Source organism: Paraburkholderia sp. 2C (assembly GCF_054589215.1).
In genome coordinates this window covers 75,033-100,202 of record NZ_BAAILL010000039.1, presented here as the reverse complement: position 1 = coordinate 100,202, position 25,170 = coordinate 75,033, and the positions used below count along the sequence as shown (strand labels likewise).

24 protein-coding genes are annotated in these 25,170 nt (G+C 63.0%); 15 read left to right on the top strand and 9 right to left on the bottom strand.

Annotated elements, in window-relative coordinates; all coding sequences use genetic code 11:
• The first annotated feature begins 164 nt into the window (after nucleotides 1-164).
• On the top strand, nucleotides 165-473 hold the full coding sequence (locus ACYPXD_RS18135; RefSeq protein WP_459714084.1) for a hypothetical protein: 309 nt from the start codon (nucleotides 165-167) through the stop codon (nucleotides 471-473).
• Between the two features lie 215 nt (nucleotides 474-688).
• Here ACYPXD_RS18135 and ACYPXD_RS18130 read toward each other — a convergent pair whose 3' ends face one another.
• Nucleotides 689-3,112: a DNA polymerase II gene (locus tag ACYPXD_RS18130; protein ID WP_459714082.1), complete on the bottom strand. Its 2,424-nt coding sequence runs from the start codon at nucleotides 3,110-3,112 to the stop codon at nucleotides 689-691.
• A 376-nt stretch (nucleotides 3,113-3,488) separates the two neighbouring features.
• Between ACYPXD_RS18130 and ACYPXD_RS18125 the strand changes: the two genes are divergently transcribed.
• Genes ACYPXD_RS18125 through ACYPXD_RS18110 form a run of 4 tightly spaced genes read left to right on the top strand, consistent with a single transcriptional unit; the run spans nucleotide 3,489 to nucleotide 8,235 of the window.
• Nucleotides 3,489-4,616: a sugar ABC transporter substrate-binding protein gene (locus ACYPXD_RS18125; protein ID WP_459714079.1), complete on the top strand. Its 1,128-nt coding sequence runs from the start codon at nucleotides 3,489-3,491 to the stop codon at nucleotides 4,614-4,616.
• A gap of 36 nt (nucleotides 4,617-4,652) precedes the next feature.
• A complete protein-coding gene (locus tag ACYPXD_RS18120; protein ID WP_459714077.1) occupies nucleotides 4,653-6,275 on the top strand; it encodes a sugar ABC transporter ATP-binding protein in 1,623 nt (540 codons plus the stop codon).
• The gene (locus ACYPXD_RS18115) at nucleotides 6,272-7,252 is read left to right on the top strand and encodes an ABC transporter permease (RefSeq protein ID WP_459714074.1); all 981 of its coding nucleotides are present in this window, start codon (nucleotides 6,272-6,274) and stop codon (nucleotides 7,250-7,252) included. The genes ACYPXD_RS18120 and ACYPXD_RS18115 overlap by 4 nt, the downstream gene beginning before the upstream one ends.
• Nucleotides 7,249-8,235 carry an ABC transporter permease gene (locus ACYPXD_RS18110; RefSeq protein WP_459714072.1) on the top strand — a complete coding sequence of 329 codons (987 nt, stop codon included), beginning with the start codon at nucleotides 7,249-7,251 and terminating at the stop codon, nucleotides 8,233-8,235. The genes ACYPXD_RS18115 and ACYPXD_RS18110 overlap by 4 nt, the downstream gene beginning before the upstream one ends.
• 9 nt (nucleotides 8,236-8,244) lie before the next feature.
• Here ACYPXD_RS18110 and ACYPXD_RS18105 read toward each other — a convergent pair whose 3' ends face one another.
• From ACYPXD_RS18105 to ACYPXD_RS18095, 3 genes are read right to left on the bottom strand one after another with little or no spacing between them, the layout of a single operon-like run.
• Nucleotides 8,245-8,730, bottom strand: coding sequence for an NUDIX domain-containing protein (locus ACYPXD_RS18105; protein WP_459714070.1), 486 nt, complete (start codon nucleotides 8,728-8,730; stop codon nucleotides 8,245-8,247).
• 12 nt (nucleotides 8,731-8,742) lie between these two features.
• Nucleotides 8,743-9,069, bottom strand: a complete 327-nt coding sequence (locus tag ACYPXD_RS18100) for an H-NS family nucleoid-associated regulatory protein (protein WP_459714068.1) — start codon at nucleotides 9,067-9,069, stop codon at nucleotides 8,743-8,745.
• 24 nt (nucleotides 9,070-9,093) lie between these two features.
• Nucleotides 9,094-9,831 carry a GntR family transcriptional regulator gene (locus ACYPXD_RS18095; RefSeq protein WP_459714066.1) on the bottom strand — a complete coding sequence of 246 codons (738 nt, stop codon included), beginning with the start codon at nucleotides 9,829-9,831 and terminating at the stop codon, nucleotides 9,094-9,096.
• A gap of 306 nt (nucleotides 9,832-10,137) precedes the next feature.
• Here ACYPXD_RS18095 and ACYPXD_RS18090 point away from each other — a divergent pair, with 306 nt between their 5' ends.
• The 3 genes from ACYPXD_RS18090 (at nucleotide 10,138) to ACYPXD_RS18080 (ending at nucleotide 13,591) form a co-directional block, all read left to right on the top strand.
• Complete coding sequence (locus ACYPXD_RS18090; protein WP_459714064.1) at nucleotides 10,138-10,569, top strand: VOC family protein; 432 nt, start codon at nucleotides 10,138-10,140, stop codon at nucleotides 10,567-10,569.
• Nucleotides 10,570-10,807: 238 nt separating this feature from the next.
• Nucleotides 10,808-12,127, top strand: a complete 1,320-nt coding sequence (locus ACYPXD_RS18085; RefSeq protein ID WP_459714062.1) for an MFS transporter — start codon at nucleotides 10,808-10,810, stop codon at nucleotides 12,125-12,127.
• A 69-nt stretch (nucleotides 12,128-12,196) separates the two neighbouring features.
• Nucleotides 12,197-13,591, top strand: coding sequence for an MmgE/PrpD family protein (locus tag ACYPXD_RS18080; protein ID WP_459714060.1), 1,395 nt, complete (start codon nucleotides 12,197-12,199; stop codon nucleotides 13,589-13,591).
• Nucleotides 13,592-13,655: 64 nt separating this feature from the next.
• Here the strand turns inward: ACYPXD_RS18080 and ACYPXD_RS18075 are convergent, their stop codons facing one another.
• A complete protein-coding gene (locus tag ACYPXD_RS18075) occupies nucleotides 13,656-15,038 on the bottom strand; it encodes an FAD-binding oxidoreductase (RefSeq protein ID WP_459714058.1) in 1,383 nt (460 codons plus the stop codon).
• A 293-nt stretch (nucleotides 15,039-15,331) separates the two neighbouring features.
• Entirely contained in the window at nucleotides 15,332-16,237 is a 906-nt protein-coding gene (locus tag ACYPXD_RS18070) for a LysR substrate-binding domain-containing protein (protein ID WP_459714056.1), read from the bottom strand.
• A gap of 224 nt (nucleotides 16,238-16,461) precedes the next feature.
• Here ACYPXD_RS18070 and ACYPXD_RS18065 point away from each other — a divergent pair, with 224 nt between their 5' ends.
• The 3 genes from ACYPXD_RS18065 (at nucleotide 16,462) to ACYPXD_RS18055 (ending at nucleotide 19,104) form a co-directional block, all read left to right on the top strand.
• Nucleotides 16,462-17,136 (top strand): isochorismatase family protein, encoded by a 675-nt coding sequence (locus ACYPXD_RS18065; RefSeq protein ID WP_459714054.1) that lies wholly within the window; start codon nucleotides 16,462-16,464, stop codon nucleotides 17,134-17,136.
• Nucleotides 17,137-17,267: 131 nt separating this feature from the next.
• Nucleotides 17,268-18,188, top strand: coding sequence for an alpha/beta hydrolase fold domain-containing protein (locus ACYPXD_RS18060; protein WP_459714052.1), 921 nt, complete (start codon nucleotides 17,268-17,270; stop codon nucleotides 18,186-18,188).
• Nucleotides 18,189-18,195: 7 nt separating this feature from the next.
• Nucleotides 18,196-19,104 carry a LysR family transcriptional regulator gene (locus ACYPXD_RS18055; protein WP_459714050.1) on the top strand — a complete coding sequence of 303 codons (909 nt, stop codon included), beginning with the start codon at nucleotides 18,196-18,198 and terminating at the stop codon, nucleotides 19,102-19,104.
• Here the strand turns inward: ACYPXD_RS18055 and ACYPXD_RS18050 are convergent.
• The gene (locus ACYPXD_RS18050) at nucleotides 19,079-19,795 is read right to left on the bottom strand and encodes a cupin domain-containing protein (RefSeq protein WP_459714048.1); all 717 of its coding nucleotides are present in this window, start codon (nucleotides 19,793-19,795) and stop codon (nucleotides 19,079-19,081) included. The two genes, ACYPXD_RS18055 and ACYPXD_RS18050, sit on opposite strands and share 26 nt — an antisense overlap.
• 286 nt (nucleotides 19,796-20,081) lie before the next feature.
• Between ACYPXD_RS18050 and ACYPXD_RS18045 the strand changes: the two genes are divergently transcribed.
• A complete protein-coding gene (locus ACYPXD_RS18045) occupies nucleotides 20,082-20,837 on the top strand; it encodes a response regulator transcription factor (protein ID WP_459714046.1) in 756 nt (251 codons plus the stop codon).
• Between the two features lie 96 nt (nucleotides 20,838-20,933).
• Here ACYPXD_RS18045 and ACYPXD_RS18040 read toward each other — a convergent pair whose 3' ends face one another.
• A complete protein-coding gene (locus tag ACYPXD_RS18040) occupies nucleotides 20,934-21,689 on the bottom strand; it encodes an aldolase (RefSeq protein ID WP_459714044.1) in 756 nt (251 codons plus the stop codon).
• A 477-nt stretch (nucleotides 21,690-22,166) separates the two neighbouring features.
• Here ACYPXD_RS18040 and hpxZ point away from each other — a divergent pair, with 477 nt between their 5' ends.
• On the top strand, nucleotides 22,167-22,577 hold the full coding sequence (hpxZ, locus tag ACYPXD_RS18035; RefSeq protein WP_459714042.1) for an oxalurate catabolism protein HpxZ: 411 nt from the start codon (nucleotides 22,167-22,169) through the stop codon (nucleotides 22,575-22,577).
• Between the two features lie 15 nt (nucleotides 22,578-22,592).
• On the opposite strand, the gene ACYPXD_RS18030 is transcribed toward hpxZ, so the two are convergent.
• Nucleotides 22,593-23,342, bottom strand: a complete 750-nt coding sequence (locus ACYPXD_RS18030) for an SDR family oxidoreductase (RefSeq protein ID WP_459714040.1) — start codon at nucleotides 23,340-23,342, stop codon at nucleotides 22,593-22,595.
• A gap of 103 nt (nucleotides 23,343-23,445) precedes the next feature.
• Between ACYPXD_RS18030 and ACYPXD_RS18025 the strand changes: the two genes are divergently transcribed.
• Together ACYPXD_RS18025 and ACYPXD_RS18020 are read left to right on the top strand one after the other, a co-directional pair.
• Nucleotides 23,446-24,366 (top strand): LysR family transcriptional regulator, encoded by a 921-nt coding sequence (locus ACYPXD_RS18025; protein WP_459714038.1) that lies wholly within the window; start codon nucleotides 23,446-23,448, stop codon nucleotides 24,364-24,366.
• 272 nt (nucleotides 24,367-24,638) lie between these two features.
• Nucleotides 24,639-24,965 (top strand): DUF4148 domain-containing protein, encoded by a 327-nt coding sequence (locus ACYPXD_RS18020; RefSeq protein WP_459714035.1) that lies wholly within the window; start codon nucleotides 24,639-24,641, stop codon nucleotides 24,963-24,965.
• Nucleotides 24,966-25,170: the final 205 nt, after the last annotated feature.

The following is a 25,170-nucleotide window of genomic DNA, read 5'->3' as shown; positions in this document are numbered from 1 at the left end:
ACGAATTCTTGTGCCACGGCGAACGGCGCGTGACTTTCCGGGGCCGTGCGCGAACCGGCGCCTGGTCAGCGTCGCTCGACATGCCCGGCGCAGATTGCTCATGATTCGGTCGCGCCTGCAATACCTTTAATTTGCCGATAGAATCAGACGCAGCAAATGAACCTATGGAGATCGGCATCATGCAGACTGCCAGATTCGTCATTGGAGTCGCTGCTTTGGTTAGCGTAACCGGTGCATATGCCGACGGCTTCGTCATCAGAAGGGACATGGCGCACGGTCGGGACATGCAGCTCTTCGAGCACGTTGCCGCGTGCGGCGGCGGCCCTGGGGCGTTCATCTACCAGCACGGCACGCTGATCGATCAAACCTGCAATGTCCGTGTAACCGCCAGCGGCGCGACAGTCGTGCTGCCGGCTTTCAACCAGCGTGTGTTCTTTCCACGGGACACGCTGTACATGAATTCAAGTTCGTAAGCCAGATCGATGCGGGGGCTCATGACATTCATAGCGGACAGCGCAGGCCAGCTGTTCGAGCCGTCTTCGGGAATTTCGCGTCGCAGTCGACGTTCCTGGCCTTGCCGCCGACACGAGACCCACGCTTCGGTTTTGGCCGATAGATGCTACCCGCCCCCAAGCGGCTATCGTGCCGCAGCCGCCGACCGACGTCGCGACCCACACCTGTGATCCAGCTAGAAAAGCGTCCGCTGCCCACTCGTCAACGTCTCAAAGTCATCCCCCAACAACGGCAATATCGCATCCGCCACAGGCTGCAACTGATTGCTCACATAGTGCCCATAATCCAGCCCCGCTCGCCACGTTTCCAGCGGCTCCGGCCCGGCGCTCGTCATCACATAACTGATCCACCCGCCGCTCTGATACTGCAGCGGCCGCCCCTGCTTCGCATTGAATTCATCCGCCATCCTGGCCGCCCGAACATGCGGCGGCACATTGCGTTCATACGCCGCAAGCGGACGACGTAACCGCTTGCGGTACACCAGCAATTCGTCGAACTCCCCACTCAAGGTCCGGCGCACATAATCACGCACATACTCCTGATACGGCTCCCGCCTGAACACACGCAGATAAAGCTCCTGCTGGAACCGCTGAGCGAGCGGCGTCCAATCGGTCCGCACCGTTTCCAGCCCCTTGTAGACCACTTCCTCGCCGCCATCCTCACGCAGCGTGAGGCCCGCATAACGCTTCTTGCTGCCCTCTTCCGTGCCCCGGATAGTCGGCATGAAAAAGCGTCGATAGTGCCGCTCGAACTGCAGTTCCAATGCGCTCTCCAGCCCGAAACGCTCGCGCAGATCCCGCCGCCACCAGTCGTTGACATGCCCGACAAGCATCCGCCCAATCTGCGCCGCCTCTTCTTCGGTACGCGCATGATTGAGCCAAACGAACGTCGAATCCGTATCCCCGTAAATCACCTCGTAGCCCTGCGCCTCGATCAGATCGCGCGTCTTGCGCATGATCTCGTGACCGCGCATCGTGATCGACGACGCGAGGCGCGGATCGAAGAACCGGCATCCGGTCGAACCCAGCACGCCATAAAACGAGTTCATGATGATCTTCAACGCCTGCGACAACGGCTTGTTGTGCTCGCGCTTGGCCGCCTCGCGCGCTTCCCAGATCTGCGCGACGATCGCCGGCAAGCCGTGCCGCGTACGGGAAAAGCGCGCCCCCAGAAAACCGGGAACCGAGTCCGCATCATCGGGATTGCGCATGCCTTCCACGAGCCCGACCGGATCGATCAGGAAGCTGCGGATAATCGACGGATACAGGCTCTTGTAATCGAGCACGAGCACCGAGTCGTAGAGACCCGGCCGCGAGTTCATCACAAAGCCGCCCGGACTCGGGGCGCCCGCCACCTCCCCCAGATTCGGCGCCACATAGCCGAGCCGATGCATGAGCGGCATATAACGATGGGTGAACGCGGCCACCGAGCCTCCGCTTCGGTCTGCCGGCAGACCTGTCACGGTCGCGCGTTCGAGCAGGAACGCCAGCAACTCGGTTTTCGCAAAGATGCGGGTGACCAGCTCGCAGTCTTTGAGGTTGTAGCGCGCAAGCGCCGGCTTGTCCTCATCGAAGCGGCGCTGGATTTCGTCCATGCGCTGGTAGGCGTTGTCGATCGCCTTGCCCTCACCCAGCACGGACTGCGAAACAAACTGCAGGCTAAACGACGCGAAGCTCCAGGTCGCCGAGCGCAGCGCTTCGATCCCGTCGATGATCAACCGGCCCGCGGCGCCCGCGAAGAAATGCCCTTGCGTCAGCCCATGTTCCCGCCATTCCATCGCACTGCCATCGCGGCCCAGACGCAACGAAACACCATATTGCTCCGCGTGTTGATGCAGGATGCGCAGATCGAACTGCACGAGATTCCAGCCGATGATCGCATCGGGATCATGCCGGGCCATCCATTCGTTCAGCCGCTCGAGCAGCAGCGGACGGCTCTCGCAGTATTCGAGGTCGAAGTCGACTGAACCGCCCTCGCCGTTTGCCGGTCCGAGCATGTAAACCTGACGCTGCCCGCACCCTTCGAGCGCGATCGAATACAGCTCCCCTTTGGCGCTCGTCTCGATGTCGAGCGATACCATCCGCAAGCGCGGCCGATAGCCCGATGCGGGCTTCATGTCCGCGTCCACCAACGCACCGCCCGCACCCCTCGCGCCACCCACGCCACTCGCCCCACTCGCCCCCTCGCCGTCGGGCCGGCCGCCAAACCATACCGGCGCCGTGATGAATCGCTCCATCATGTATCGATCGGGCGGAAACACGTCGGCCTCGTAGACGTCGACGCCGCCCTGCTTCAGGCGCTTCTCGAACCGCGTCAGTTGCCGGTACTGCTTGCTGTACAGCCCCAGCACCGGACGATGATGAAAGTCGCTCAGTTCGAGCGGACGCAACTCGATTCCAGCAGACAAGGACGATTCGCGACGCAACGTCAGCTCGACCCGATCGCGCTGCGCCGCGGGAATGAACGCCACGGATTCCTGCGGGCGCAGGCGGATCTGGCGGGGTCCGTCGTCCGTCGCCAGCCAGAACACCACCTCCGTCCCTGCCGGCGAGTCTCGCCAGTGACGGGTCAAAATGAAGCCCTGTTTCTGTTCGGTCAAACACCCACTCCAATGCGATTCCATGTTCCCTGAATTTTACCGCCCGCACCGGGGGCATGCCGCTCGCCGACCTTCAGACACGGCGCGGCTTCGGGCCCGATCGGGCCGATTTCGGGCGCACTGGTAAACCACTATCGCGCGCCGATTGGTATGCCAGTAACAATCCGTTTTGTCAGATGGGGAGGTGTCGTGCATGCCCTCCGTTGCGCTTCGAGGGCACCTTTGAAAACGCCATTCCGCTAATCCGGCGAGCCCGATCCCGTTCCGCTGCAGCCTGTCCGCAAGATTCCCTGCATTACGCACACCGCGTCGGTTATCCACGACGACCCGTGTGCGCCGGCAGTCGGTAAGTTCAATCCAACAAAACGGAGACAACATGCTTTCAGGAATCCAGGTGCTTCGAGCGGCAGCGGCCGCGGCATTGGCGCTGAGCGCAAGCGCGGCTTTCGCGCAGGCCTCGATCGTATCCGGCCCATCCAGCGATCCCACATGCATGGTTCCATGGAAAAACGACACGAAGTTCGTCAAGTATCCTAAGAAGACCGGGCCGTACCGGATCGCGCTTGTGAATGGCTATATCGCGAACACCTGGCGCATCCAGATGATCAAGACGGCGAAGGCCTATACGGCGCAGCCGGCCGTCGCCGCGAAGCTCAAGGAGTTCAAGGTCGTCTCGACCGGCGAGGATGTGCCGGCGCAGATCTCGGCCGTCAACAACTTCATCGACGCGGGCTACGACGCGATCGTCGTCGACGCGCAGAATCCCTCCTCCTTCGGACCCGCGATCCGCCGCGCGAAGAAAGCCGGCGTCGTGCTGGTCGCATTCGACAATACGCTCGACAGCGAAGACGCGATCAACGTCGACGTCGACCAGTACGGGCTCGGCGTGCTGTGGGCCAAATGGCTCGCAACCCATGTGCCGAACGGCGGCAAGGTGCTCGAGGTCCGCGGCGTGGCGGGCACGTCGGTCGACACCGACCGCCACAATGGCTTCCAGAAAACCCTCGACGACACCGGCAAGAAGTGGAATGTCGTCCAGGTCTACGGCAAGTGGGACGACGGCGTCGCGCAGAAGGCCGCCGCCGACGCGATTGCCGTTCAAGGCCATTTCGACGGCATTTCGGCCCAAGGCGGCGACACCGGTGTCGTGCGCGCGATGCTCGACGCGAAACATCCTTTCGTGCCGTTCGGCGGCGAAACCGAAAACGGCTTTCGCAAGTTCTGCGCGCAGTATGGCAGCCAGGGCCTGAAGTGCACGTCGGCCGGCAGCGGTCCCGCGCAGGTGGCCGTGGCGATCAAGACGGCGCTCGCGGCGCTCGACGGCCAGACCATTCCCGTGGCGATCAAACTGCCGCTCGACGTCACCGACGATTCGCAGCTGAAGGCGGGCGTCAATTATTTCCCCAACGAGTCCGACAACTTCTTCGTCGGCAACTCGTTTCCGACTTGCGGCATCAATTTCTCCGCGCAGGAAATCATGAAGCAGAACCAGGGCAACCAGTAATCGCGCGATGACCGGCGCCGTAACGGGAGACCAAGCATGCCGCAGGATGGGGAGCAGCCGATCTTTCAGATGTCGGGCGTGTCCAAAAGCTACGGCGGCGCGGTTGCGCTCGATCATGCGGACCTCGAGGTGCGCAAGGGACGCATCCACGCGATTCTCGGCGAGAACGGCGCCGGCAAGTCCACGTTGCTGAAGGTGATGTCCGGCGTCGTGCAGCCGGACGAGGGAACCATGCGGCTCGACGGCCGGCCAAGCGCGTTCGCGTCGCCTGCCGAGGCGAACGCATCCGGCATCGTCTGCGTGTATCAGGAGCTGTCGCTGATCCCCGATCTGAGCGTGGCGGACAATATCTTCGCGTCGAATCCGCCGCGCCGCTTCGGCATGATCGACCGCCGGGCCCAGCGCCGCCAGGCCGAAGCGGCGCTGGCCCGCGCGGGCGCGGCCGACATCAATCCGCTCGCGAACGTCCGCGATCTGCCGCTGTCGCGCCAGCAGATGGTCGAACTCGCGAAGGGACTGGCGCACGAGCCGCGCATCCTGATCCTCGACGAGGCCACCTCGGCGCTGACCGCGGCCGACGTCGCGCGCGTCATCGACGTGCTCAAACGCCTGCGCGACGAGGGGCTCGCCCTGCTCTTCATCTCGCACCGGATGCACGAAGTGAAGGCGCTCGCCGACGAATGCACGGTCTACCGCAACGGTCGCCACGTCATGAGCTTCGAGGCAGGCACGCGCACCGACAACGAGGTGGTCGAAATGATGATCGGCCGCAAGTACCAGCATGCGTTCCCCGCTAAGCCCGTCCATAAACCCACCGATAAACCCACCGATGAGACCGCCGCTCAGCCCGCCGATCAGCCCGCCGGCCAGAGCGATAGCCGCCTCGCCGCCCAACCCGTCCTCGCCTGCCGCGACCTTGCGTGGAGCGACACGCTGCAGGGCGTCAGCTTCTCGTTGCGGCGCGGCGAAATTCTCGGACTCGGCGGCCTCGACGGTCAAGGTCAGCGGGAACTGCTGCTCGCGCTGTTCGGCGTGCTGCGCGGTTGCACCGGCAAGATCGAGATCGACGGCCGTGCCATGTCGATCGGAAGCCCCGTGGCCGCGCGCGCCAACCGCGTCGGCATGGCGCTGATTCCGGAGGACCGCAAGACCGAAGGCCTGATGCTGCCGATGTCGGTACGCGAGAACCTGTCGTTTGCCGCGCTCGATCGCATGTCCACCGCGGGCGTGATCGATCGCGACCGCCAGCAGTCGCTGGTCGCCCGGATGATGGAGCTGCTGGCGATCAAGTCGTTCAGCGTCGACGCGGCCGTCGGTTCGCTATCGGGCGGCAACCAGCAGAAGGTGGTCATCGCGAAATGGCTGATCCGGCAGCCGCGCATCCTGCTTCTCAGCGACCCGACGCGCGGCATCGACGTCGGCACCAAGCAGGAGATCTATCAGTTGCTCAGACGCCTCGCCGACGAAGGCGCGGCGATCCTTTTCCATTCGACCGACTACGACGAGCTGATCGGCTGCTGCGACCGCGTGCTCGTGCTGTACGAAGGCAGGATCAAGAAGGAACTGGCCGGGCCGGAGATCACCGAGCAGAACCTGATCGCCAGTGCACTGGACCTGCCTGTCGGACAGATTTCGCCTTCAACGGGAGCCGCGCGATGAGCGGGCTGCGCTACTGGTATGCGGAAAACCGCGGAACGACATTCGCCTTCGCGCTGTTCGTGCTGATGTTCGCGATTTACCTGTTCAACTATCCGTCGGCGTTGTCTGCGAACGTGTTCCAGACGGCGGCGAACAAGGCGGTGCTGCTCGCGCTGGTCTCGATGGGTCAGGCGCTTGTCGTGCTCACGGCCGGCATCGACCTGTCGATCGGCATGATGCTCGTGCTGACGAATTGCGTCGGATCGTGGATCGTCACGGGCGATGCGCTGCACAGCGCGCTCGGCATCGTCGGTGTGCTCGCCACCGGCGCGCTGTGCGGCGCGCTCAACGGCGTCATTATCATTTTCGGGCGTCTGCAGCCGATCGTGACGACGATCGCGACCGGCGCCGTCTACTATGGACTCGCGCTGCTGCTGCGTCCGGTGCCGGGCGGATCGATCAACGAGGACCTCGCCGACGCGCTGACCGGCAAGGTTGCCGGCCTCGTGCCCGCGAGCCTGCTGATTCTGCTGGCCGCAGTGGCGATTGTCTGGATTCCGTTCAAACGCTCGACGATCGGGCGCGCCGCCTACGCGACCGGCTCGTCCGAATCCGCGGCCTTTCTATCCGGCATGCCGATCCAGCGCGCGAAGTTCGCGAGCTATACGCTAGCCGGCGTGCTCGCGGCGATCGGCGGCCTGTTCCTGACGTTCTTCACCGATACGGGCGAAGCAAGCCTCGGCAGTGCCAACTCCTACACGCTGTTTTCGATCGCCGCCGTGGTGATCGGCGGCGTCTCGCTGCTCGGCGGCAGAGGCAGCGCGATCGGCGCGATCTTCGGCGCCTTCGCCTTCCGCTCGATCGGCGACCTGCTGTTCGTGTTCAACGTCGATGCGCTGTGGCAGCCGCTGTTCCAGGGCGTGATTCTTCTGCTCTCGGTCGCGATCGGCGCATGCGGGCTGTTCAGGGTGCGCAATCGCCTGGAGTGGTTTAAATGAGCGACGTTTCCGCAACGAGGTGCACCACGTTCATCACCAAGCTCACGCGCAGGATCGACCGGCCGATCGTCATCGCCTTCGCGTGCATCGTGGCGCTCGTGCTAGTCGGCGGGATGTTTTCACGAAACTTCACGTCGCCCGAATACATCCTGCTGCAGCTGAAGGTCGGCGCGTTTCTCGGCATCATCGCGACCGGCCTGATGATGGTGATCCTGCTCGGCCATATCGACCTGTCGCTGCCCTGGACCATCACGGTCGGCGCGATGATGGCGTGCGCCGTCGCGGGGCACGGCGAAACCGGGCGCCTCCTCGCGATTCCGGCCGGCATCGGTTGCGGCGTGCTGATCGGCGTCGTCAACGGCATCCTCGTCGCCTTGCTGCGCATTCCGTCGATGATCGCGACGCTCGCGACCAATGCGGTCGCTCAGGGCATCATGATCGTCTACACGGGCGGATCGTCGCCGCAGGATTCCGCACCGGACGTGATGCGCTGGCTCGCGGCGGGCTGGCTCGTGCCGGGCGTGCCGAACGCCGTCGCGCTGTGGGTGGTGATCGGCGGCGTCACGATGTTCCTGCTGTCGCGCACGACCTTCGGCCGCACGCTGTACGCGATCGGCAACACCGAGCGCGCGGCCTATCTCTCCGGCATCGATACGCGGCTCGTCACCGTGGCCGCGTTCGCCGTATGCAGCGCATTTGCGGCGTTCGGCGGCGTGCTGCTCGCCGGCTATGCGTCGAAGGCGGCGCAGTCGATGGGCGATGCCTACCTGTTGCCGGCCATCGCGGCGGTCGTGCTGGGCGGAACGTCGATTCTGGGCGGCCGCGGTTCGTATCTCGGCACCGTGGCGGGCGCGATTCTCATCACGCTGCTGCAGTCGATCCTCTCGGTCGCGCAAATGCCCGAAGCGGGACGGCAGATTATCTACGGCGTGGTGATCGCCGCGATGCTGCTGCTATACGGGCGCAGCAAGCGCGAGGCATAGCGTTCGAAGTCAGCGCGGACGTGCGTCGAAATACGCCTCGACCGCCCCGGTCAGCGCAAGGCCGCGCAAATCCTCCGGCGCGACCAGACGCGCCGCGACAATCTCGCGATTGTCGAGCCGCAGTTCCGGCACGCGATCGAGGTGCAGTTCGAAGAAGTGCACGCGGTCGCTTCGCCCGTCCCAAACGCCGCTGGCGCTGCCTGCGGGAATCAGCGGGTACGAAGACAGACCGATCTCCTCTTCCATTTCGCGCTGCGCCGCTGCGTCGGGCGTCTCGCCGGCGTGGAGACTGCCGCCGGGAAAATTCCACTCGGTGCGATACGACGACTTCACCAGCAACACGTCACGCCCGACGTAGATCGCGACCAGCGCGCCCTCATGACGAGGCCGCCGGATGTGCCACCAGACGCGCGCGCAACGGAATGCGGCACGAAGCGCCACGCGCCAGACCCAGTCGATCAGCGTAGACGATCGCATTCGCTCATGGCTCGGCATGCGTTCCCCTCTTCACACGAAGAGATCGAGCTGACGCGGGTCGTCGCCGGCCGGTTTCTGCCCCGCGCCGATGACGGACTGCGGTGCGGCCGGCTTCGATTCGATGCGGAAGAATGCCGGATCGACGCCCGCGTGTTGCGCGGCCCGCAGCCAGCTGGGCATGTCGCCCTGCCCGTTCCATTCGTTGCCGCGCGCGTCGCGGTAAAGCGGCGGATAGCGGCGATCCTCGGCGATCGAGGCCGCCAGCGCTTCAGTCGTAATGCCAAATTCATCCATCCGACGACGCAGCCAGAGGATCAGGCGATCACGAGCCTCGTCGTCAACAATCCTTGTCTTCATATCCTTTTGCCTGTATCGATCGCCTTAATCCTGCAACCCTCGCACATTGCGATACGCAATCTCACTCGAGACAATCCGCACGCGAAACTCCACCGGCTTGTCCTTGAACGTATAAGCGATGCGCTCGATGCGCAGCACCGGCGCTCCCACGTCGATATTCAACACATCCGCGATTCGCTCGTCGGCGACCGCGCCGCGCAAATCTTCCACTACCCGCACGACCGAAATACCGAAGTGATCCTGATAGAAGCCATAGATCGATCCGCGCCTTGCGACGAAGGTCTGCGCATCGAGATTCGGGAAGACGTCGAGCGGAAACCACAGATGATCGAGCATCAGCGGCGTCTCGTCGCGCAGCCGCAGATTCTCGACGCTCGCGAGCCGCGAGCCGCGTTCGACCTTCAATAGCTCCGCCAGTTCAGCCGTCGCGCGCTCCTTGCCGAAGCGCAGCAGGCGCGCCGACACGGCGACCGCGTCGCCGTTTGCGTCGACGAAATTGAAATAGTGGTCGAACTGATGGTTCTCGCCGAAACGCGCGACGATGGTGCCCCGCCCCGCACGCCGGATCAACAGCCGCTCCGCGACCAGTTCCTCGACCGCGCGCCGGATCGTGCCGATGCCCACGCCGAAGGATTCGGCGAGCTGCGGCTCGGTCGGAATCTTGTCGCCCGCCGCCCATTCGCCGGTACGTAGCCGTTCGAGAATCCCCGCCCGAACGATTTCATAAAGTGGCTGTTCGCCCGTGTTGCGTGTGACTGGCATCGGTTGAAAATGAAAGCGGCTGAAAACGGCTGAAAGCGGCTTGATGGCCCGGTTTATCGACGCGGTCGGCGCAAAGGTGGTACCGGGCTGTCCGCCGGCGACTTCGGCGCCCTCGCCCGCGAATCTGCGAAGGATACAGGAACGCGCCCTTTTACGACGCAACCGGCGTCGCGCCCTGGTGTTTTCCCGAGAAACGCGCATTATCAATCGAATCATTCGAATGATTCGATTGACGCATACCGACGTGCGTCCTAGACTGACTCACACCGCGCGCTTCCCGCGCGCCATTCATGAGGAGCCGACTCCATGCCCAACTTCATCAAACATATTGCTTTCAAGGTAGAAGACGTCGAGAAGGAACGCGCGTTCTATGAGAACGTGTTCGGTTACCGGCACGTCAACACGGTGCTGCGCAAGGGCAAAAACGGCAATCACGTGTCGCATCATTTGACCGACGGCTATATGGACCTGACGCTGATCCATTACGAATCGTCGAACGCGGACGAAGCCGACTTCGCGGGCCCCGCACCGTGCATCCATCATATCGGCATGGAAGTGGAAGACCTCGACGCGTTTATCGAACAGATCAAGGCCAATGGCGGCGAGATTTTGACCGCGCCCGGTCATTTGCCGGTCAAGTTCCGCTCGCCTAATGGTCCGGTCGCGGAAGTCGTGCCGATGAAGCGCTGGGAAAAGGAAACGCTCGCCGCGGGCGTGCACGGCGCCGTGCTGGAATAAGCCACGCGCGCCGGCCCGCGCCTTTCCAACGCGCTCACCGCGCGTCCACGGCGCACTGACAAGATCGATACGACACAGCCGGCGCACCGCTCCGCGACACATCCGCGGGGCCCCAGCGTTGCAGCAACCCATGTCGTGCCGCGGCGCACGCTGCCATTCCGATGGCGCGCGCCCGCGAGCGACGGCACAGGCAGTCGCAACCGCGCCGGCTCGCACGGCGCGCGCATGGAGAGAGACAATGGCATCGCCTCAGCCGCGCAGACGGTTTTCCGCCACCACTGGCGTCCTGATCGTGTTGTGCATCATGTCGTATCTGATGTACGTCGATCGCACCAATATTTCCACGGCGGCGCTCGCAATCCGCCACGATCTTCAGCTCAACAATTCGCAACTCGGCGTCGTGTTCGCCGCGTTCGCCATGACTTACGCGATCGCGATGATTCCGGGCGGCGTGATTGCCGACCGGCTCGGCTCGCGCAAGATGCTCGCCATCTGCGGCCTGCTCTGGGGCTTAGGCACGCTGCTGACCGGCCTCGCCAGCGGCTTCGCCATGGTGCTGGTCGCGCGCTTTATCGTCGGGCTCGGCGAAAGCCCGATCGTTCCGACTTCCGCGCGCGCCATGACCGCGTGGATGAAACCCGATCAGCGAGGCTTCGCACAAGGCATCACGCATGCATGCGCGCGCCTCGGCAATGCATCGACACCGATCGTGGTCGCCGCGCTGATCACCGCGTTTTCATGGCACATCGCATTCGTGGTGCTCGGCATCGCGAGCCTCGCGTGGGTCGCGCTGTGGGTCTGGTACTACCGCGACAATCCGGCCGACCATCCCGGCATCACGCCCGAAGACCTCGAGCGTCTTCCCGTCAAAGCCAGCAAGGCGCGCGTGCCGATGCGCTGGGGACCGCTGCTGCGCGCCTTGTGGCCGGCCACGCTCGTCAGCTTCTGCCACGGCTGGATTCTGTGGTTCTTCCTGAACTGGATGCCGTCGTTCTTCGCGCAGAGCTACCACCTGAACATCAAGCATTCGGCCCTGTTCAGCTCCGGCATTTTTCTGAGCGGCGTGGTCGGCACCACGCTCGGCGGCACACTCAGCGACCTGCTGCTCAAGCGCACCGGCAATATCCGCCGCGCACGCCAGACGATGATCACCATCGGCTTTCTTGCGCCTATCGTGTTCTTCATTCCGATGTTCCTGCATCCATCGCCGAACATCGCGGCACTATCGCTGGCGGCGGCCCTGTTCCTCTCGGAGATGGTCACGGCGCCGCTATGGGCCGTCGCGATGGATCTCGCGCCGAATCATGCGGCCACCTCGAGCAGCATCATGAATACGGGCCTCGGCGTGGCGGCGTCGGTGTCGCCGCCGATCGTCGGCTGGCTCGTCGATGCCACGCATTCGTGGCAACCGGTGTTCGCGCTATCGATCGCCTGTCTTCTGCTCGGCCCGATCGCCGCGAACTGGATACGGCCGGACCGGCCCTACCTCGGCGAACCGCTCGACGAACGACAGAATTCACGTTCAGGGTCGTTCGCCGCGCAAAGGAGCGCATCGTAAATGTCGGAAAGCATTGCAACTTCACATGCCGCCGCACAGCCCGCAGCAGGCGCCGCGGCAAGCTCAGCCATGGCTGAGCACAAGGTCACGGCCGAGGCGGCCGGCTTTGTCGCCCGCGTCGCCTACGAAGATCTGCCGCCGGAACTGGTGGAACTGGGCAAGATGCATATCCTCGATGCGTTCGGTCTCGCCGTTGCCGGGCAGCGCGCGGAAACCGGCCCCGTCGTGCAGCGGTATCTGGGCGACCTCGGTGTACTGAGAGGATTGTCGAGCGTGCTCGGCACGAACCTCAAAGCGCCGCCGCGCTTCGCCGCATTCGCCAACGGCGTCGCCATTCATGCCGACGATTTCGACGACACGCAACTGGCAGTAGCGAAGGACCGCGTCTACGGACTGCTCACGCATCCGACGGTAACGGCCGTGCCCTCGGCGCTCGCGATGGCCGAAGCGCTGGGCAAGTCCGGACGCGACTTCATGCTCGCGTATCACGTCGGCCTCGAAGTCGAGACCAAGATTTGCGAAGCCATCGCGCCGCGCTCGTACGAGAGCGGCTTTCACTCGACCGGTTTCTGCGGCGTGTTCGGGTCGGCGGCGGCAGCCGGCAAAATGCGCGGCTTTGACACAGGCGCGCTTTGCAATGTGTTCGGCATCGCCGGCGCTCAGGCCTGCGGTCTTCGCGAGAACTTCGGCACCATGACCAAACCTTTTCAGGCCGGCCACGCGGCCGAATGCGGCGTGACCGCGGCCGATCTGGCCGCATTGGGATGGACGGCCGCAGAAAATATTCTGGAAGCGAAACGCGGCTTCTTTACGGCCTATGGCGGCGGCTGGAATCCTCAGGCTACCGAAGGAAAGTTCGGCAAGCCGTGGTCGCTCATGACGCCTGGCGTGTCGATCAAGCCGTTTCCCACGGGGTCGCTGACGCATCCGGCCATGGATGCGATGCTCGATCTCATCGAGACGCATCGCATCGAGGCAGCCGATGTGGCTCAGGTTCGCGTCGGCACGAACCGGCAGATGCTCAATACGCTGATTCATCACCATCCGAAGACCGGGCTGCAGGGCAAGTTCAGCATGGAGTACTGCATGGCGGTGCTTCTGGTCAGGCGTCGCGCGGGGCTTGGCGAGTTCGAGGACGACGTCGTCAATCTCCCTGGGCTGCAGGAGATGCTCAAGCGTGTGGAGTTCTATAACAATCCGCAGGCGGATGCGGCCGGCGCCGACAAGATGCGTTCGTATGTCGAGGTCACGCTCAAGGACGGACGCGTCCTCGCGGCGCAAAACGATTTCGCCAGGGGCAGCCCGCAAAAGCCGATGTCGTTCGACGACGCCGTGCAGAAGTTCCGCGGCTGCACCGCCTTCGCGGGCCTGTCCGACAGCAAGGCCGACCGCCTCATTTCCACGGTTCAAGGGCTGGAGACAGTGGAAAACATGAGCACGGCTTTCAAAGGCCTGTTCGACTGATTCACGATCGGGTCATTGCCAGGCGCGGCATCGGCGGGCGTCGAAGCGAAGTCGCCCGCCTCGTTCACCCGCTGGGCTCGATGTTCGGATTGAGCCTGAAGAAGTTCTCCGGATCGTATTTCGCCTTGATCCGGGCAAGCCGCGCATGGTTGCTGCCGAATGCCGCGCGAACTTCGACCGCACTTTCATCGCCAAGGAAGTTCACGAGGCTCGTCTTCGCCGAGTGCGGCCGCAATGCGCTCGCGAAGTCGCGCGCCCAGCCGATATTGCGCGCGCTGTCTTTTTGTTCGATCCATTTGGCCTCGATCGCCACATTGAAGCCCGCATCGCGCTGCGAGTAGGCACTGTCCGCGACGCCGACATTGCGCACCGCGCCGTCGAAGATCTGCAGCAGAACCATGCTCAACGGCGACGCGGCCAGATTGCTCTGCTCGACCACCAGCTCGATCACTTCATCGCTGAGATCGTTGACGAAGGTCGAGCGCCAGTCGTTGTTTATCCCGTCCGGATTGGCCGGATCGGCAAGCCTCTGCATATCGGGAAACGGCATCGACTGCACGGCTGCAAAGAGAGGCGTGCCGAGTTCGCGCAGCGGTCGCGTCACGCGCTCGCCGTCGCTTTCGGTTCCGCAGTAGCACATCATCAGCGCGACCGCGGGCTGGCCGTCCGGCGTCGACATGAGGCCCGCGTAGACCGTCAGTTCGTCCGGCGCATGGGCCATGAAGTTGCGGTACGAACGCAGCACCTTCACGGCTTCGTTGCGAGGATACGCAACGAAGCCGCCGTACACCTTCGAAACCGGATGCGCGCGAAAAGTCAGCGACGACACGATCCCGAAGTTTCCCGCGCCGCCGCGAAGGGCCCAGAACAGGTCCGCATGTTCGGTTTGATGCGCGGTCAGCGTTTCTCCTTGCGCGGTGACGATGTCGCACGACAGCAGACTGTCGCACGTCAAGCCATAGCGGCGCGACAGCCAGCCGCATCCGCCGCCCAGCGTGAGCCCCGCGACGCCGATCTTCGATACGACGCCCGTCGGCACCGCCAGGCCGAACCGATGCGTTGCGCGATCGAGGTCTTCAAGCAAGGCCCCGCCTTGCACGACCACGGTCGGCGTGTCTTCGTCGACTACCACCTGCTTCATCGGCGAGAGGTCGATTACGAGTCCGTCGTCGCACAGCGCATAGCCGGCCACATTGTGTCCCCCGCCCTTCACCGCCACAGCGAGGTCGTTTGCACGCGCGAACTTCACCGCCTGGGCAATCCCGTGAGTCGATGAACACTGCGCAATAAGACCCGGCGATTTCGAGATTCTTCGGTTCCATATAATGCGTGCCGCGTCATAAGCGGGCGTATCGGGATAAAGAACCTTCCCGCTAAAACCCTCGATAAATTTGCTCAAGATTGCGGGAGCGACGTTCGATCCATCGCGCTTCTTAAGACTTGCCATGTGCACCCTCTATTTTCTGCTGCCAGGTGAATGAGAAAAACATCGCCAGGCAATGCGATATTTGCAAAGCTTCGAAGGCATCGTAGTTCACGGAATAATGTCGCCCGACACACAAGCGAATTCAGCATTGACCAGGCGAAACCGGTAATCGATTCGCCATTTATTCGGGAGGACGACGCAGCGTTTCTATTTAGATATGGAAATACAAAGTTTTTATGACTAGTTCTTGATAACTAGATAAGCGAACCGTTAAAGCTATTTCCCCTTTTCTAAAGCCTGTTGCTTTTCAGGTCTTATCCGCCGACCACACGCGGAATTTCCGCTACGAGATAGTCGAGCAACGCGCGCACAGAGGGCAGCTGGTTCTGACCATACGGCACCAGCGCCGTCAGACTGGCGTCGCCCGCGGTCCAGTCGGGTAGCACGCGCACGAGTTCCCCTTGCTCAAGTTCCGTCCGGCAGACATAGCCCGGCAAGGCAACAATGCCGAGGCCGCCAACCGCCGCGTCCTTCAGCGTCAACATGCAGTCGGTCATCAGGACAGGTTCGATCCGCAGCGTTTGTATTTCGCCCTCGCGATGCCGAAGCGTCCACTGGAAGGGCACGCCTTCGCGGATCATGAACAACGCCGGCCGATGCAGCAGATCGTCGGGCCGCATGATCGGGTCCGAAGCTTCGAGGTATTGCGGGCTGCAAAACAGCATCCACGGCGTAGGCGCAAGCGGCCGCTGAATCAGGTTCGAGTCCTGCAACGGCAACGTGTGCGCCCGGACCGCGACGTCGAAGCCTTCGGCAACGATGTCGACTTCCGCGTCGCACGTGCGCTGAAACAGCCGTATCTGCGGATACTGCCGGCCGAAATCGGGCAGCAGTTTGCTCATGACGAACTGCGATGTGGCAACCGCCACCGAAATGCGCACGAGCCCGCTGGGGACGGTCATGCGCTGGCGCACCGCGCATTCGGCGGCCTGTGCCTGCTGCAGCATCAGGCGGGCGCGGCGGTAAAACTCGGCGCCGATGTCCGTCACCGCGAACTGGCGCGACGTGCGGTTGATCAGGCGTGCTCCCAACTGGCTTTCCAGCTGGTTGATCCGGTAGCTGATGGTCGATTTGGGCAGCGCGAGCGCGCGAGCAGCCGCGGTAATGCTCTTATGGTCTACAACCTGCACAAAGTAGTACACGTCGTTCAGGTCCAACATTGATCGCTTTCCTTAGTGGGCATCGAGGGAAGCGTCCATCAGGCTGGATGGCGCGTATTTATGATGCATATCTTACCTGTCCTTTCATGCTCAATCGTTGTACAGACAATTGGATGCAGCGTACAACGCTTGTGCGGCTCACGTATTGATCGGTCGAAAAGCCTGAATAGCCGGCGCGACCGCGATCTTCCAGAATATTGCACGCACCTTCCGGCGCGGCGCCCTTGCTTAATGCGGTGCGCCGGCCAACCATCCGTGATTCCACGGCAAGAAAGGTGACGACGATGGCTCAAACCCGTACCCGCATGACCCGCGACAATACCGCCGTTCTGCTGATCGACCACCAGGTCGGCCTTTTCACGGGCGTACGTGACATCGGTGTCGGAGAGCTCAAACACAACGTTGTCGGCCTCGCGAAGGCGGCCAAAGCGCTCGGACTGCCGATCGTGGCGGTGACGACCGCGCGCGACAGCATGTGGGGCCCCACGATTCCGGAACTGCGCGCCGTGCTCGGCGACGAGGCGATCCTCGACCGTTCCACCGTCAACGCGTGGGACGAGCCGCGCTTCGTCGAAAAGGTCAAGGCAGCCGGCCGCGACCATCTGATCATTGCGGGCCTCAGTTTCGAGGTCTGCGCCTCGCTGCCGGCCATTTCAGCTCGCGACGAGGGCTTCCAGCCCGTAGTGGCGCTCGATGCCTGCGGCACCTTCAGCAGCTACAAGCACGAAGCCGGTTTGGCCCGTCTTGTCGCGCTTGGCATCGAGGTGTCCGACTACGCGACCACCATGGTCGAAATCATGGGCGACAACGCCGATCCGACAGCGGCCGCGGTCTACGAAGCGCTCGACATGCCGTTCGCCACGCTGATGGGCCAGGTGGCGCAAGGTTACGCGAGATAAACACTGCGTACCGGTTGATCGGCGCACCGCTCAGCTAGACCGATTAGCTAGACCCATTAGCTAGACCGATTAGCCAGACCCGTTCGCCGAACCCATTGCCTGTCGCGTATTCGCTGTTCCGTGAGGCCCCCATGCAGCAGATCGACACGACGCTTCCGATCGAAGTCTTTGCCATGTCGCAGGCCGACCGCGACGCCGCGCCCGAAGTCCATCGCGCATTCAGGCGAACCTGGGGCGGTTTGCTCGCCGGCATTGCGCCGCGCGTTGTCTACGATGCATTCTTCGCGCTGACGCCGCCCGCCCCCCGCGTGTCGCTGCATCCTTCCACCGACCCCGCCGTGCCCGGCTGGGTGTGCGTGCCCGACGACCGGATCGAGGATCAGGCGCTGCTCTATCTGCATGGCGGCGCGTACACGATGGGCACCGCGCCCGCGTATCGCGGCTTCGTCAGCCAGATCGCCGCGCGCGCGCGACGCACCACCTTTATCCTCGAATATCCATTGGCGCCGGAGACGGCCTTGCCCGCGGCGCTCGAGCTCGCCGGCGCCGCGGTCGAACGCATGTCGTTCTTTTATCGCAGCGTCGGCATAGTGGGCGACTCGGCAGGCGGCGGCCTCGCCCTGGCAACCCTCGCCCAAACCGTGAAGCCGGCGGCCGCGGCGGCGTTCTCTCCGTGGACCGATCTCACCTTGAGCGGTGCCAGCATTCGCGAGCGCGCCGCCAAAGATCGGCTGCTCGACGCCCATGCCCTGCGCGACGCGGCAACCGGGTATCTGAGGTTCGCCACGCCCGACGACCCGCGCGCCTCACCGTTGTTCGGCATTCCAGAGCGCCTTCCGCCGCTGCTTATTCAGGTCGGTTCCGACGAAATCCTCTACGACGACGCCGTGCGTTACGCACGAGAAGCGCAGGCGCGAGGCCATGACGTGACGCTGCAGGAATGGTCGGGCATGCAACACGTCTTTCAGCAAAGCGTCGCGGAACTCGAGGCAGCCCGGCAAGCGCTCGATCACGCGGCGGCATTCTTCGACCAGCACATGGGCCATCGTTGACCGCGCCATGTCCTCCCTGCGCAATCTGACCTTCGACCATCTGCTCGTCTACATCGCGGTTATCGAAACAGGCTCGCTGACGCGGGCCGCGAGGCGCCTGTCGGTCGGCAAGTCGGTGGTCAGCAAAAACCTTCAGCGGCTCGAACTCGAGCTTGGCGCCAGCCTGATCGTCAGAACCACGCGGCGCATTAGCGTCACGGAAGCGGGGGCGTCGTTCTTCGAGACCTGTCGCGAGATCGCGCGCCTCGCGGACGAGGCCGTGTCCAACGTCAGCCCCGCGGCGCACGCGCTGCGCGGCACCTTGAGGGTCGCCTCCTCGGTCGAATACAGCGCCACCGTGATCGCGCCGGTGCTGGCCCGCCTGCGCAGCAAACACCCTGAGCTGTGCATCGAAATGATGTCGGGCGACCGCTATATCGATCTTGTCGCCGAAGGGGTCGATGTGGCGATCCGCGTGGGCGAACTCACGGACTCGAGCCATCGCGCGCTGCGCATCGACGAGGTGTCGAAGTGGCTCGTCGCAAGCCCCGAATTCCTCGCTCGCAACACACTCCCGGTCCAAATCGGCGATGCGGCGCAGGTGCCGTTCGTCGCGCTTTCCGTGCTTCCGAATCCATCGCGCTGCAATCTGATTCGCGCGGCCGGGCAGGATGCGGTCGAAATCAACTTCGAGGCGTGCCTGATCGCGGACACCATGTACGCATGCCGCGCGGCGGCCAGAAACGGCGCCGGCATCGCGCTATTGTCCGATTTCACCGTGCAGGCGGATCTCGACGCTGGACGGCTCGTGCGCGTCTATACCGACTGGTCGAGCCCCGCACTGCCGGTTCACGCGCTGTTTCCGCCCGGCAAACACACGCCGCCGAAAGTCCGGACGTTCGTCGATACGCTCAGAGCCCACGTTGGCGCCGCCTGAGGTAATTCGCCGGCGTGCGATCGAGCCGTTTGCCCTCGTCGCGCGCGGCGCCCTCGGCCGCGCCGGGCCGCGATGCCGCCTGCAAATGACCGTTGCGCAGCAGAATGACCGTGGCCACTTCGGCAAACGGCTCGTGCCGCGCGCCCGGATGCAGACGCAACCAGCTGCCGGCCGGATACCGTTCGACCGCATTCCTTAGCTCGCCGCTCAACACGAAGATCTCTTCGCCATTCGAATGGCCGTGATCGGCGGTATGCGCACCCGGCTTCCACGCCACCATACTGACGAGATGCCCGCGGTTCGACAGCGGCGCCACACGCATCTGCGGATTGCGTCCATCGCGCCACGCGCGGCTCGCCGCGCCGGAAACGGTCGGCTCGCAATGCAAGCCCGATGCTTCCCGATACACGAACAGGCGTGCGCCGCCTTGCCCTGCACGCACGGCGCCCGCACCGCACTGAACGAGAAAGTCATCGTAGTTCAGCCGCTGGCCGTCGACCTCGACATTGCCGTACAGCACATACAGGTCGTGACGCCAACCCGCTTCGAGCGTATAGGTCTGCGATGCTCCAATCTCGACGATGCCGGCCCAGCGCGCATCGGCCGGATCCGTGAGATGCATGACCATGCCGGTTTTCGGCGACGCCGCATTCATATCGGTCCAGCCGCGTTCAATCTGATCGTGTTGCATGATGTCTCCTTCACTCACGCAGCGATTATGCGCAATATCGCCTTTTAACATAAGCGCACGCAGCGGCTATTCACAATCCGCGATTCGCGGACAATCCTTTCCGATATGCACTATTTACAGGCTGGCTGGAGCGCGCAAGCGCACTCGCCAATCATCCAGATTCATGTACGCAGCATCCCGATTGATAGCCTTGCTTTGTCCAATGCGCGGACTAACCATGCGGTCGTCACGCCAGTGACTTTGAAACACGGCTTTGGAATAGGCATGGATGCAAGGAGTAGCGACGATGGACACATGGCTGGCAAGCGGAAAAGACGACGATGCCGACGGAGAATCGCCGATCGTTTTTATCGTGGACGACGACCCCTCGGTGCGCACGGCGCTCGATTCCCTGATTCGCTCGGTCGGCGTTCAGGCGCGGTCGTTTGGTTCGCCTGATGAATTTCTCAAGTCGGAAATACCGGATGAAGTACCGGGCTGTATCGTTCTCGACGTGCGCTTTCCGGGGCAAAGCGGGTTTCACCTGCAAAGCGAAATCAACAGAATGGAATTCCCGATCCCCATTGTTTTCCTGACCGGCTACGCGGACACGAAGATGACCGTGAAGGCGATGAAGGCAGGTGCGATCGACTTCCTGAACAAGCCGTTTCGCGAAGAAGACATGCTCGACGCGATCGCGCAGGCCATCAATTGTCATCGCGTGCGTTTGAACACGGCAAAGAACGTCAAGCAGGTACGCGCGCGGCACGATCTGTTGACGCCGCGCGAGCGCGAGGTCTTTGCGTATGTGGCGGCGGGCCTCCTGAACAAGCAGATTGCAAGGGAGCTCGACATCAGCGAATACACCGTCAAGATTCACCGTAAGAACGCGATGGAAAAGATGGAGGCCGCAAACGTCGTGGACCTGATCCGTCAGGCGACGACGTTAGGGCTTCCGGTTCATACCGCGCAGCCCAAAGGAGCGCCCGAACCCACACATCATCGCGACAAGCCGTCACCCGCCGTCAATAACGACAAGGAATACGACTGCGCTTACGAGTGACTACACGCGCCGATAGACGGGCACGCCGCAGACGTGGCTGCAGTTTCCGGCTGCGGTTTCGGTCCGCGGCTCCCGGCTTCTGCTCCCTTCGCACGCTCACATCCTGTCAGCCTGACGACACCAGTAGTCGAACGTCCCCTTGACGATCGACGGCTTGAGCAGATAGTCGTGCGCTTGCGCCGCGAGTTCATCCGGCACCGGCACGATCGGCCCGAAGACGCGCGCGCGCACCTGCATGCGTGCGGCACGCTCGAGATACACGGCCAGATAGGCCGCTTCCTCGACATAGGCGCCGGTCGTCAACTGACCATGATGCGCAAGCAGAATGGTCCGCTTGTCACCGAGCGCTTCCGATATGACCACGCCTTCCTGGTCCGCGATCGGCACACCGGGCCAATCGGCAAGAAACGCGCAGTCGTTGTGCAGCGGCGTCATGTCCATTTGCGAAATCACAAGCGGCTGGCGCGCCGCGACGAGCGCCGACACATACGGCGAATGCGTGTGAATGATCGCGTGAGTGCGGGGACGCGCCTCGTACACCCACAGATGGAAACGCGTGGCCGGATTGGCCATGCCCGTGCCGCTGATCGTATTCAGATCGGCGTCGACTTCGATCAAGTCGTCGGATGTCGCTTCATCGAAGCCGAGGCCGAAACGCAGCGTCCAGTAACAGCGCGGCTTGTCCGAGCGCGCGGTAATCTGCCCCGCAAGCCCCGCTTCCTGCCCCGTCATCGCGAGAATACGGCACGCGTACGCGAGCGTTTCCTGCAATGTGCGCGCCGTGGGCTTCAGGTTTTCGTTCATCTCCTGCGTCGCGCGTTCATCGAAATACTTCTTTTCTCTCAATTGCATCGGATGCCTCCATCTGCGCAAAGACAATAACGACCCATGCGGCTGCGCGCACCGGTCATTGTGTCGACGCCGTCATGCAGCGCATTGCGTGGGAGTCGTTCAAGTATTCGGAAATCGGCGCAGGGAAGCCAGTACGCTCCGTTCATACCAGGTATGCATGCGAATGCACCCGGGAGTCCCGCCTGTCTCGCGTGGTATCCGTCCTCGCCAGGATCGATCACGCAAGTGCCGGTCCCGGATGCGAAGGGACGAAATCTTCGGGAACCGGGACACTGCTTCGCATTTCTCCGTCGGCTCAGACCTTTCGCTCATGCAGCAAATCAGGCAACAAATCGGCAGCGCGATGGCCCGCTGCGTGCGTATCCGGAATAAAGCAATGTCTCCAACTGTCTTCACGAAAGCCCGTTCGCGCGTTGCGCGGCATGCCATCGCGCGCAGCAACGCGCCCCTTACACCACATCAACAGGGACTTTCGTGATGCAACTCAATCTTCCCCATGTCGTAGCCGACGTTTCCGCCGCGTTTGCCGCCTACGAGCGCGCGCTTGCCGATCACGACAACATGACGATCAACATGCTTTTCTGGCAAAGCCCGCAAACCGTGCGCTATGGGATCAGCGAGATCCAGCACGGCAGCGACCAGATCCGCGCATACCGCAAGATCAGCACGCCGGTTCCGAAGTCGCGCCGGCTACGGCGCACGGTCGTCACGACGTTCGGCACCGATTACGCAACCGTCAGCACCGAATTCATCAGCATGGAGAGCGATCAGATCGGCCGTCAGATGCAAACGTGGGCGAAGATCGGTCCCGACTCGCAGCCGGAGGCCGGCCTGCACGGCGGATGGCGTATCGTTGCCGCTCATGTGAGCCTGATCGATAAGCCTTGAGGGGCATGGTGCCGATCATCGTCCGGGGCGCAACGACTCCCGATACAGCCGCGCCATTTCCGCCCGCACGCCCGACGCATCGCGATTGAGCGTCTCGCGAAACGTGCGGCTGATATCGTCGCCGAACACCTCGTCGCAGCCCGCCTCGATGCCCACGAGCGTGCGCAACGCCACTTCTTGCGGCGTGACTTTTGCGTCGGCGACGTTCGCGGCCATATCCGTATCGATAAACCCGGCAAACACGCCGACGACCTGCGTGCCGTGCGGCGCAAGCTCGGTGCGCAGCCCGTCGGTCGCCGCGAGCGCGGCTGCCTTCGAGGCGCAATACGCCGGGTTGAACGCATAGGTGTACCAGCTCGCCACGGAAAGCATATTGACGATGCATCCGCCGCCGTTCTTCACGAGCACCGGCGCGAACGCGCGGGACATCGACAGCGTGCCGAAGTAATTCACCTCCATCTCCGCGCGCGCCAGCTCGAACGTGCCGGGCTCGAGCAATGGTTGCATGCGCATCCTTCCGGCATTGTTGACGAGGATGTCGATATCCGCGCATTGCGCGAGCGCCGCCTCGATATCGGTGGCGGCAGTCACGTCGAGCCGCACCGGTATGACGCGCGCGTCGCTCATTGCCTCCCGCATCGCCTCTGCATCGCGCGCGCCAGCGTAGACGCGCGCCGCTCCCGCCTTCAGAAACGCTTCGGCAAAGGCCTTGCCGAGCCCACGGTTCGCGCCGGTGATCAGCACACGGCTTCCCTGAATCTTCATCGCCCACTCCTTTCGAAAACATGGTGACGGACTCCATTCTGGAGACCGGCAAGTCATTGCGCGATATCATCACTGTCATGGGATTAATGACGGAGTGGCATACATGCCCGGATTCGACGAACGCATGCTGAACGGCATGAGCGTGTTTGCCGCCATCGTCGACGCGGGCAGCTTTGCCGCGGCAGGCGAACAGCTCGACATGTCGCAATCGGGCGTGAGCCGGGCCATCGCGCGGCTCGAAGCGCGGCTCGGCATACGCCTTTTCGATCGCACGACACGTGTCGTATCGCTAACCGACGAAGGCCGCCGCTTCTACGAACAGGTCACGCCGTTGATCGCCGGCCTCGAAGAGGCGGCCGCCACCGCCGCGGGCGGCGCAACGGTTGTGCGCGGGCGGCTGCGCGTCAATATCGACCCGTTCTTTTCAAGGCTGATTCTCGGACCGCGTCTCGATTCGTTCATGAACGATCACCCCGACCTGCGGCTCGAATTGATCACGCGCGACCAGTTGGGCGATATGGTGGCCGAGGGCTTCGATCTCGCGGTACGTTTCGGCGAACCGCGCGTATCGAGTTTCGTCGCGCGCAGGCTGTTCGACACGCGCATCGTGACCGTTGCCGCGCCGGCGTATCTGAAGCGTAACGGGCGCCCGCTCACGCCGCAGGAGTTGAGCAAGGGCACGCACCCGTGCATCGAATTCCGCGATCCGGAAACCGGGCGGCCATTCAGTTGGCAGTTTCGTCGCAAACGCAAGACGCTCGATGTCGACACCCAGGGTCGCCTTGTCGTCAACGACGTCGCCACGATGCTGAGCGTCTGCCTGTCCGGCTACGGCGTCGCGCAGGTCATGCAGATCAGCGCGCAACAGCTGCTCGCGGAAGGTCGGCTCGTCGATCTGTTTCCCGATTGGCCCGACGAACGCTTTCCGCTCTATGCGCTCTACCCGTCGCGGCATCATCCGCCCGCCAAGACACGCGCTTTCCTCGAATTCGTGATGTCGTTGACGCCGCATCCATCGACATGAAGCGGATATAGCGCCGCTGCCTGGAGGGAATACGCGGGAATACGCGGGAATACGCGAGAGTGTCCGGAATTGTTGCGAAATACAGAAAACAGCCTCGTCGGAATACGTAGCAATCTTCGGGTGTTCTGCTAGTCGAACGCATCGTGAGGCCGCATTTCGAAACATGCTTTCGCGGCATCAATGCGATGACGTCCATGCTATCGATCGACGTACGGGCGGCGGTTAATCTGTTCCCCGTACCGTTAGTCGGGCAATCCACTCAGGAGAACATCATGATGAAACACGCTCGCGCAACCACCCTTCTCGCTACGCTTTTTGCACTGGGCGCGCCGCTTGCGGCACATGCTCAAAGCACGAATTCGCCGGTCACGCGCGCCGAGGTCAATGCCGATCTCGCGCGTGTCGAGCAAGCGGGATACGATCCGCACGCCAACAAGCAGAACTACCCGGCTGACATCCAGGCCGCGGAAAACCGCGTCAACCCGGTCAGCGCCAATGCCAATAGCGACTACGGCCCAGGCATCGGCGGCACGACGGCAAGCGGCAACCGCGCCATGCCGATTTCCGTGCAGAGCAACGGCATCTATCAGCATCATTGATTGCGGTTATCCGCATCCGCACGCGCAAACCGGCAAGCAACCTGCCGGTTTGCGTGCCTTCCTCTCATCGTGGTTGGCATACCGAAGCAGCCGATTCCCAATCGGTCCGCACGACGAAAAACAGAAGACGCTTCAGCAGTCGTCTCCGCGTTTACCCCTTTCCACGCTTGACTATAAGTGTCAAAGCGTTGTCTCCAGGCATCGT

Bases quoted from the DNA above. Each gene is read 5' to 3' on its own strand.
- ACYPXD_RS18040 (WP_459714044.1), bottom strand. From the start codon at position 21,689: ATGCAATTGAGAGAAAAGAAGTATTTCGATGAACGCGCGACGCAGGAG.
- ACYPXD_RS18115 (WP_459714074.1), top strand. From the start codon at position 6,272: ATGAGCGGGCTGCGCTACTGGTATGCGGAAAACCGCGGAACGACATTC.
- hpxZ (WP_459714042.1), top strand. From the start codon at position 22,167: ATGCAACTCAATCTTCCCCATGTCGTAGCCGACGTTTCCGCCGCGTTT.
- ACYPXD_RS18025 (WP_459714038.1), top strand. From the start codon at position 23,446: ATGCCCGGATTCGACGAACGCATGCTGAACGGCATGAGCGTGTTTGCC.
- ACYPXD_RS18020 (WP_459714035.1), top strand. From the start codon at position 24,639: ATGATGAAACACGCTCGCGCAACCACCCTTCTCGCTACGCTTTTTGCA.
- ACYPXD_RS18090 (WP_459714064.1), top strand. From the start codon at position 10,138: ATGCCCAACTTCATCAAACATATTGCTTTCAAGGTAGAAGACGTCGAG.
- ACYPXD_RS18085 (WP_459714062.1), top strand. From the start codon at position 10,808: ATGGCATCGCCTCAGCCGCGCAGACGGTTTTCCGCCACCACTGGCGTC.
- ACYPXD_RS18095 (WP_459714066.1), bottom strand. From the start codon at position 9,831: ATGCCAGTCACACGCAACACGGGCGAACAGCCACTTTATGAAATCGTT.
- ACYPXD_RS18105 (WP_459714070.1), bottom strand. From the start codon at position 8,730: ATGCCGAGCCATGAGCGAATGCGATCGTCTACGCTGATCGACTGGGTC.
- ACYPXD_RS18120 (WP_459714077.1), top strand. From the start codon at position 4,653: ATGCCGCAGGATGGGGAGCAGCCGATCTTTCAGATGTCGGGCGTGTCC.
- ACYPXD_RS18135 (WP_459714084.1), top strand. From the start codon at position 165: ATGGAGATCGGCATCATGCAGACTGCCAGATTCGTCATTGGAGTCGCT.
- ACYPXD_RS18125 (WP_459714079.1), top strand. From the start codon at position 3,489: ATGCTTTCAGGAATCCAGGTGCTTCGAGCGGCAGCGGCCGCGGCATTG.
- ACYPXD_RS18110 (WP_459714072.1), top strand. From the start codon at position 7,249: ATGAGCGACGTTTCCGCAACGAGGTGCACCACGTTCATCACCAAGCTC.
- ACYPXD_RS18030 (WP_459714040.1), bottom strand. From the start codon at position 23,342: ATGAAGATTCAGGGAAGCCGTGTGCTGATCACCGGCGCGAACCGTGGG.
- ACYPXD_RS18045 (WP_459714046.1), top strand. From the start codon at position 20,082: ATGGACACATGGCTGGCAAGCGGAAAAGACGACGATGCCGACGGAGAA.
- ACYPXD_RS18050 (WP_459714048.1), bottom strand. From the start codon at position 19,795: ATGCAACACGATCAGATTGAACGCGGCTGGACCGATATGAATGCGGCG.
- ACYPXD_RS18075 (WP_459714058.1), bottom strand. From the start codon at position 15,038: ATGGCAAGTCTTAAGAAGCGCGATGGATCGAACGTCGCTCCCGCAATC.
- ACYPXD_RS18100 (WP_459714068.1), bottom strand. From the start codon at position 9,069: ATGAAGACAAGGATTGTTGACGACGAGGCTCGTGATCGCCTGATCCTC.
- ACYPXD_RS18055 (WP_459714050.1), top strand. From the start codon at position 18,196: ATGTCCTCCCTGCGCAATCTGACCTTCGACCATCTGCTCGTCTACATC.
- ACYPXD_RS18060 (WP_459714052.1), top strand. From the start codon at position 17,268: ATGCAGCAGATCGACACGACGCTTCCGATCGAAGTCTTTGCCATGTCG.
- ACYPXD_RS18070 (WP_459714056.1), bottom strand. From the start codon at position 16,237: ATGTTGGACCTGAACGACGTGTACTACTTTGTGCAGGTTGTAGACCAT.
- ACYPXD_RS18080 (WP_459714060.1), top strand. From the start codon at position 12,197: ATGGCTGAGCACAAGGTCACGGCCGAGGCGGCCGGCTTTGTCGCCCGC.